Genomic DNA, 7,032 nt, shown 5'->3' with positions numbered 1-7,032 from the left:
GAGGATGTTCAATTCATGCTCCAAACAAACGTATTTACTTGCGGTTGCCCCGGATAAAGTGGCGTCGTAGGTAAAAAGAACGACACCAAACGGGGTAAAACAAAAATGACAACAAGCGCGAGAGACCATTGTGCCGTTAGTACTGCGAATCTCAGACCGGCGGGCCATCCATCCAAACCGGCCGCAGACATGGCGCCGCTTACTTCGTTGCTTTGGCTGGTCCTGCTGAACCCGCTCCGCGAGCACTCAGCAGGACCGCCCTCTTCTGGTGGGATCTCCAGCCTCTGGCAGAATCAAGGCCCCACACCACGAAGCACCAAAAACGGAGATCCCATGAACGACGAAACCATCTACACAGAACTCGTCGGGTCAACCATCAGCATCGACATCGAGACGGAACAATTGCTCGTCCAGTTCGACATGTCCGTCAACGGTCAAATCAGATCTGGCCGCCCCTGGAGAATTTCTCAGGAGGGCGCCGAGCGACTGATCTTTCAACTTCGCCACTCGCTTGATCTGCTCCGTCAAAGCGGAGAACGCTCACAATGATTCGGTTTGGCAACGCCATTCCACCAACACCAGGCTGATGGCGTTCCAAGCACGACAGCAGAGTTGCGTACAGGTCGCAGTACTTCGTCCACAGCCACGACTTCAGCTTGATACCCATTACGCAGCCTCCGCTGTTCCGCGAAGCTTCGACCACGTCACTTGAGGGCGGAGATCTTCGCAACGCACCGCACCTTGGCTTTGCTCTTCGATGTTGATGCACAGCTGAACGTCGAACCGCTGGTCAGCGCTGATCGCCTTGCGCAGGTAACCCAACGACGTGCCGCACGCGCGGGCAAACTCCTCCTGCTTCTCGGGAGTCATCGAATTGAGAAAGGTGCGTAGCTTGTCCATGTGCCCACTTTACCCGTAGGTAACATGGCTGTCAATACCCATAGGGAATTTACCTGCGAGTAATAAGTGGATTTAATCGCGCTCATGGATAAATACGAGAAACGACGGTTGCGCCTCATTGAGGTGCGCGATCTCCTGTGCGGCGGCTCTGCGGCCACGCTCGCGAAGCGCATTGATAAGTCGGGCTCGTACGTAAGCCGGATGCTGTGGCCTGACGGACGCGATGGCCGCAAGCGCATCGGCGAGGACACGGTTGAGCAAATCGAACGCGCTTTCAATTGGGCGCGTGGAACGTTCGACTCTGACACGCCCGTTACCGCCCTAGCGGAAATGAAAGCTAACGTCAATCCTCCGAACAAAGGTTTAAAAAGCCCCTTAATCGGACACAAACCGTCTCATAGCGTAGGTACGCTTCACGACCTGAACATCGAGCCTGGCCCGGAAATCAGAGGGAAACTTCCTCTCATCACATGGGTACAGGCCGGAGCCTGGGAGAAGGTCGTGGATACATTTACCGTAGGAGACGCGGAAGAGTGGCTTCTGTCACCGATTCCGACATCGAAGAAGGCGTATTACCTGCGTGTGCGCGGTCTGAGCATGTACAACCCGTCCGGAGAGCCTTCGTTCAACGAGAACGATCTGATTCTGGTCGAGCCTCAGAGCGACGCCGAGAGCGGAAGCCTTGTCGTTGTCCTTCTGGACGACAGCGCGGAGGCCACGTTCAAACAACTCATCGTCGAGGATGGAAAGAAGTACTTGCGTGCGCTAAATCCCGATTGGCCGAATCGGATCATCCAGGTCAACGGCAACGCGACAATCTGCGGCGTCGTGAAAACAAAAGTCGTGCGTTACTGAGGAAGCGACATGAGAGAAGCAAGAGAGCCGACGCTCGCGCCATCAAGTGCGCCAGGCGATCGGCCAAGGAGCAACGAGGAGATGTTTTACGACGACGGCGCGGTCAGGGTCACCAACGCCCGATTCATCGTGCCCGGCCAGACGTTCGCCATGAGCGGGATCACATCTGTGCAGCATTGGCGAACGCCGCGGAAATGGTTGTTTGGCGTCTTGTTGATCGCGGTCGCCGTTCCGATGTTGCTCTCTGGCCTGGTGTTGATCTCCAACGGTGAGTCAGTCGGCCCGCTCACTCTCGGCGGCATCATCGCCGCGCTCGGCGCATATCTGCTGTGGCGAGGCCGCCCGCAGTCGCAAGTGCGCCTCAGGTCGTCATCGGGCGAGACGAAGGCGTTCGTCACGTACGACGACGCGCAGGTCGCGCGGATCGTGCTCGCGCTCAACGATGCAATTGTTGCGCGCGGGTGACGATCAATCTATTCCAGCGGCCGGCTTTCAGCTGTCGGCAAAACACAATAACGGGGGGGGAAGTGATTCCAGACATCGGCCTCATGATCGGGCTCTATATCATCACGCGCATGATCATTGTCATCGTCGACGGTGGCCAACGCAGCGTATCTCGGCTGTTCGCTGGCGGGACGATCCTTGTCGCGCTCATCTGTATCGTGGACCTCATGTCCAAGGGATCGGCATCGGCACACCTGTGATCGTGCGCCGGCGGGCTCGGCAGATGTCGAATATTGATAGGAACAATGCTATTGTTTCTTCAGTAAGCACTGGGTAAGCTCGCCCCGTCAGAAGCCGAGCATCCGAGGGACAAAAAAATGAAGAAGACTCTTGCGGCAGCGCTGGCCGGCGCTGCACTAGTTGCTGCGTGCGGTGGCGGTGGAGACGACGGCCCCTCATCCACCGCGCACGTGATGTCGATCAAATACTACGGCGCGCCGATGCCACAGGCCGGAACTACGGTCGCGAAATCGGCCGTTGTGCATGCGGCATCCGACGCGGCCTCGGACGGCGGCGCCGCGGCGACCGTCAGCACGCTCACCCAGGCGCTTGCCGATCAGGGCGTCACCGCGAATATCACGCCTGTGACTATGAGCGCGACCGCCCTCCATGACCTGGTCATGAGCGTCAACGGCGGCATCCGCCCGACGAACGACGATCTGGCGAAGGCGAACGTTCAGCCGACCGGTTACGCCGTGGTCAACTTCCAGCTCGATGACATGACCAAGTCGCGCGACGATCCCGCGCAGGCGGACGCGCTCGAGCAGTTCCAGTCGGACCTGATCACCTTCATCCTCCAGCAGCACCTGGCTGCACGATGGACGTTCATCCTGCGCCCAATACCCACGTGCGACTTCCCGGTGGATCACACAGCTGCCGACGGCCTCCTCGCCGCCGAGAACGCTGCGACGGCCGTTGCGCTAGCGTTCATGGCTGGAGAGATCCCCTCCTCCCTGGTGAGCAACGGAAACGGGGGATTGATCAACGCGACGATCGCGGGCCACATGGGCGCCGACTGCCGCACGCCTGACGCGTCCATCGTGAACACGTGGACGCAGTCCGCGGCCGCGCGGATGGCGCTGAACTTCAAGGCAGATTCGGCGAACTGAATCCACACGCTTCGCGCAAACCCGCTTCGGCGGGTTTTTTTTCGTCCAGCGATCGATTTATTACCCTTGGGTATTGCGTTTGTTTTTACCCATGGGTAATATTCGAGTCATGCGCTGAACGAACAGCGCGGCGCCACGCGGCGAACGTTCATTAAGAGTGCCAGCGCGCGGAGACCCGCAAGGGAGGAATCCGCCGGCCACCGGCCCCGAGAGTGCCGGATGTCTCACCAGTGCGCCACGCGATGACGCAGCGGTAAGACAAGGAGATCAACATGAATCGTGTTTTGAACGACAACGCCCTGCTTCACGACGTCGAGCGCCTGCAGGACGCGAATACTCTGATGAAGGCGGTCGGAGTTGGCAGCCTCTACGCAATCGGCATTGCCTGCGTGTGGTTCCTGTGTGTCGCAGTTCCCGCTGGAGCGCTCTGGAAATGAAGCTCTGGCAGATCTGGGGAATCATCCTCATCGTCGCAGGCGCCTATCTGCTGCTCTGCTCGGAGATGGATTACCGAGCTGCTCGAATCGAACGCTGCGCAGTCGTTCACTGCGCGTAACAGGTCCCGAAGGTTCTCACCATGCTCCACGCCATCTCAGTAGGACTCCTGTTCGCTTGGCCTGTCGGCGCTGTGCTCGCAGCGTTGTTCATTCGCGGCGCAAAAGCCCTCGAACAGCAACAGCAGTGGCTCGACTCTGTGCAAGTTCGTCAGCCCGAATCGATCTGATCCAACCCATAACCCAGCGAGGGGACGCCGCCGTCCATCGATCCAGGCGTGACAGGTCGGAGAGACGGCCAAAGAACACGACGCGACACCTGCCGGGCCTGTTGTGGGCGCAAGGAATGGTGTGACAGCCGGAGAGACGGCTTGTTGAAGGGTGGCGAATGCGCAGGCTGATGCGCTCCAGTAATGGCCTGGCTGTCGGGAATAAGAGACTTGGGAGCCGCTGAGAGTATGCGGATGAATACCGACTGAGCCGGAAATCAGCACCGGCCGCCACCCTTGAACAGGACGCACAGGGCGAGGCCCGCAGCACCTACGCGGAAGTCGCAGGCGTAGGCCGTTAGCCGAGAACGGGCTTCTCGGCCACCCGCCGGAGATGGTGAATATTCCCGGCGCCGGACGAAGGGTAACCGGCACGAATTCAAACCGCAGCGCGACGGTCTCGCGCACTACACGAGGAGCATCACCATGGTTCGCAAGGCAATTCTGGCAATCGCAGTCATCGCAGCATTCATCGGTCACGCCCAGGCGGCTGACTCGTTCTCGGTCGGCGGCGGTTTCGGTTCGTCGGCGACGCTCTCGGGCGGCTCGATGGCTTCGAGCGGATCGAACGGCAACGGGTTCTCGCAGCAGTCGTCGTTCTCCAATGGCGCGGGCTTCGCGGCCGGCGGCACTGCGATGGGCGCGGCGGCCCTTCCGGCTGGATTCGGCGCGGCGGCCGGCGGTGCGTCGTACTCGGGTGTCGCGGGCGGCTCGACGACGAACAGCGCGTCCGGCGGATTCACGACTGGCGACGGCTATGGCGCAACGAAGGGCGGCGCCGGCATCGACTACAGCTCGTATGGATACAGCGGCCTGAACGGCTCGTACTCGTACAGCCACTGATCCAGAAACGAAGAGGCCCCGAGTGGTTCGCAGCACTCGGGGCCTGACTCCACACGAGGAAGGAGCCGCCATGAATAAATTCACAGCCATCGCAATCGTAGCACTTCTGGGAGCAGCCAATGCACAAGCGCAAAGCACGTCAACGGCTCAACAGACGTCTAGCTCGCAGTCGGTCGCTCAAGGCCAGATCGAGTTTTCGCAGACGCCAGAGCACACGACGTCCACGGTTCGTAACGTCAGTGCGCCGATCCTTGGCGCGTATGCATCCAGTTTTTCGCAATTCAATTGCGGTCAGACAACGCAGGGCGGATTCGCGGTCGCGGGCTTCAGCGGCGCGTTCGGCTCCAGCAAGGACCAGCGCTCCTGTGTGCTCGAAGTAGCAGCCGCCGAAATGACCCGCCAATCGACCGTCGATCCCGACCACGCCGCCGCACTGCGCGCCGCAGCGATCGGGGTGCGCTGCCAGATCAGCGAAGAGATCTACCAGGCGATGCGCGACGCTGGTTTCGAGTGCAAGCGCAAACCCAAGACTCTGACGGCGCGCGAAGAGACGCAGCCCGAGTCGACGCGCATCGCATCCGGTAACTGAACAGGAGACGCCGTGAGCACGCTGAAGCCCTACTCCGTCGAGATCAGCATCGTGACAGTCGTCATGGCATCGGATGAGGACCACGCAATCGACGTTGCGAAACACACTGCCGGTGAAGCGTTGCGTGACTTGAGTGCCTATGACTACGACTACGGCACGCCGCGGGAAATAAAAACCGATGAACATCTGGCGCGAGTGGGCTGGGACAAAGCTTGCCTTCCCTACGGTGGCGACGGCCGAACGACGCTGAAAGACATCCTTGCGGAGATTCAAGGCGAGCCGCTGCCCGAGCGCGACACGAAGACCATCGACATGTTCGAGGACAAGCAATCGTGAAAGAACGTCCGATCCTCTTCAGCGGCCCGATGGTGCGCGTCATCCCCTCACATGTCGATCAGCGTCTGAAGCTGTTCCTCTGTCTCGTTGTATTTCAGGACGATGTAGCAACAACGCCGTTCACGATCAATCCGGCTCAATCCGAAGTCTCTCGCGAAATCGTCCCACGCGCTGGCGTCGACCGAGATGAATGTGCCCTTCTGCTGCGCGTACGCCAGCAGATCATCGCTTGGCTGCCCGAGATTCTGTCTCTTGCTGTTCAGCTTGTAGCGCTCGTTCTCATTCACCAAAACGACGTACTCGGGCACCAGGTCGTGATTGATAGCCATTGTGGTCTCCAGTATGGAGAAGGAATCCTAGCATGAGCTTCGTTCAACGCTTCACGCGCAATACCTGTGGCCGAGATTTCGCTGTCGGCGACATCCATGGGCACTTTACGCTGCTGCAGAGGCGGCTCGAAGAGATAGGCTTCGATGCTGGCCAAGATCGCCTCTTCAGCGTTGGCGACTTGGTCGACCGCGGTCCTGAGTCGGACGATGCGCTCGACTGGATCGACCATCCATGGTTCCACGCTGTCCGCGGCAATCACGAGGACATGGCCATCCGCTGGCCGAGCGGGAACATGGATCGGGCGAACTATGCGGCGAACGGCGGCAGCTGGAATATCACCAATCCGCGCGCCCACCAGCTCGCCGTGTCGAGCGCCCTCGGTGCCCTGCCGATTGCCATCGAGGTCGAAACGGAGACCGGCCTCGTGGGGATCGTGCATGCCGACTGCCCAAGGCCAACGTGGAGCGAATTCACAGCGGAACTGGTCGATCCGGATCTGGCGAACAGCCGACGGCGCGCGCTCTTCGAGCATGCCCTCTGGTCCCGCGACCGAATCCAAGGCGAAGACCACACCAGCGTTCCAGACGTGCGCGCTGTGATCGTCGGCCACACGCCGCTCAAGCGGCCCGCCGTGCTCGGCAACGTGCATTTCATCGACACCGGCGGCTGGTACCGCGACGGCTACTTCACGCTGATCGACTTGGCCACGCTCGAGACGATGCCGCCTACGCCGAAGAAGCTCGAGTGGCAAGACGCCTAACCCCACCGCGCGCTCCCCGACTCCCTCGAAGCGCGCGAAACAA

The 7,032-nt window shown here is 60.3% G+C and carries 13 protein-coding genes; 11 read left to right on the top strand and 2 right to left on the bottom strand.

Features of this window, described 5'->3' with window-relative positions; genetic code table 11:
* Window positions 1–333: 333 nt before the first annotated feature.
* Complete coding sequence (locus QCE64_RS30160; protein ID WP_310007839.1) at window positions 334–549, top strand: hypothetical protein; 216 nt, start codon at window positions 334–336, stop codon at window positions 547–549.
* A 117-nt stretch (window positions 550–666) separates the two neighbouring features.
* Here QCE64_RS30160 and QCE64_RS30155 read toward each other — a convergent pair whose 3' ends face one another.
* Entirely contained in the window at window positions 667–900 is a 234-nt protein-coding gene (locus tag QCE64_RS30155) for a YdaS family helix-turn-helix protein (protein ID WP_310007837.1), read from the bottom strand.
* A 66-nt stretch (window positions 901–966) separates the two neighbouring features.
* On the opposite strand from QCE64_RS30155, the gene QCE64_RS30150 reads away from it, so the two are divergent.
* The 9 genes from QCE64_RS30150 (at window position 967) to QCE64_RS30110 (ending at window position 5,899) form a co-directional block, all read left to right on the top strand.
* On the top strand, window positions 967–1,755 hold the full coding sequence (locus QCE64_RS30150) for a S24 family peptidase (RefSeq protein ID WP_310007835.1): 789 nt from the start codon (window positions 967–969) through the stop codon (window positions 1,753–1,755).
* Window positions 1,756–1,836: 81 nt separating this feature from the next.
* A complete protein-coding gene (locus QCE64_RS30145; RefSeq protein ID WP_310007833.1) occupies window positions 1,837–2,220 on the top strand; it encodes a DUF6232 family protein in 384 nt (127 codons plus the stop codon).
* A 62-nt stretch (window positions 2,221–2,282) separates the two neighbouring features.
* Complete coding sequence (locus QCE64_RS30140) at window positions 2,283–2,459, top strand: hypothetical protein (protein ID WP_310007831.1); 177 nt, start codon at window positions 2,283–2,285, stop codon at window positions 2,457–2,459.
* 117 nt (window positions 2,460–2,576) lie between these two features.
* Window positions 2,577–3,368, top strand: coding sequence for a hypothetical protein (locus QCE64_RS30135; RefSeq protein WP_310007829.1), 792 nt, complete (start codon window positions 2,577–2,579; stop codon window positions 3,366–3,368).
* Between the two features lie 272 nt (window positions 3,369–3,640).
* Window positions 3,641–3,805 (top strand): hypothetical protein, encoded by a 165-nt coding sequence (locus tag QCE64_RS30130; RefSeq protein WP_310007827.1) that lies wholly within the window; start codon window positions 3,641–3,643, stop codon window positions 3,803–3,805.
* Complete coding sequence (locus tag QCE64_RS30125) at window positions 3,802–3,924, top strand: hypothetical protein (protein ID WP_310007825.1); 123 nt, start codon at window positions 3,802–3,804, stop codon at window positions 3,922–3,924. The genes QCE64_RS30130 and QCE64_RS30125 overlap by 4 nt, the downstream gene beginning before the upstream one ends.
* 633 nt (window positions 3,925–4,557) lie before the next feature.
* A complete protein-coding gene (locus tag QCE64_RS30120; RefSeq protein WP_310007823.1) occupies window positions 4,558–4,974 on the top strand; it encodes a hypothetical protein in 417 nt (138 codons plus the stop codon).
* A gap of 70 nt (window positions 4,975–5,044) precedes the next feature.
* Window positions 5,045–5,563, top strand: coding sequence for a hypothetical protein (locus QCE64_RS30115; protein ID WP_310007820.1), 519 nt, complete (start codon window positions 5,045–5,047; stop codon window positions 5,561–5,563).
* Between the two features lie 12 nt (window positions 5,564–5,575).
* A complete protein-coding gene (locus tag QCE64_RS30110) occupies window positions 5,576–5,899 on the top strand; it encodes a hypothetical protein (RefSeq protein WP_310007818.1) in 324 nt (107 codons plus the stop codon).
* Window positions 5,900–5,946: 47 nt separating this feature from the next.
* Here QCE64_RS30110 and QCE64_RS30105 read toward each other — a convergent pair whose 3' ends face one another.
* Window positions 5,947–6,228, bottom strand: a complete 282-nt coding sequence (locus QCE64_RS30105) for a hypothetical protein (RefSeq protein WP_310007816.1) — start codon at window positions 6,226–6,228, stop codon at window positions 5,947–5,949.
* A 32-nt stretch (window positions 6,229–6,260) separates the two neighbouring features.
* Between QCE64_RS30105 and QCE64_RS30100 the strand changes: the two genes are divergently transcribed.
* Window positions 6,261–6,989 carry a metallophosphoesterase gene (locus QCE64_RS30100; RefSeq protein WP_310007814.1) on the top strand — a complete coding sequence of 243 codons (729 nt, stop codon included), beginning with the start codon at window positions 6,261–6,263 and terminating at the stop codon, window positions 6,987–6,989.
* The last annotated feature ends 43 nt before the right edge of the window (window positions 6,990–7,032 follow it).

It is taken from the genome of Caballeronia sp. LZ043, from assembly GCF_031451075.1.
Classification (GTDB): Bacteria; Pseudomonadota; Gammaproteobacteria; order Burkholderiales; family Burkholderiaceae; genus Caballeronia.
The sequence above is the reverse complement of the archived record's forward strand: the minus strand, read 5'-3'. Positions and strand labels throughout refer to the sequence as shown.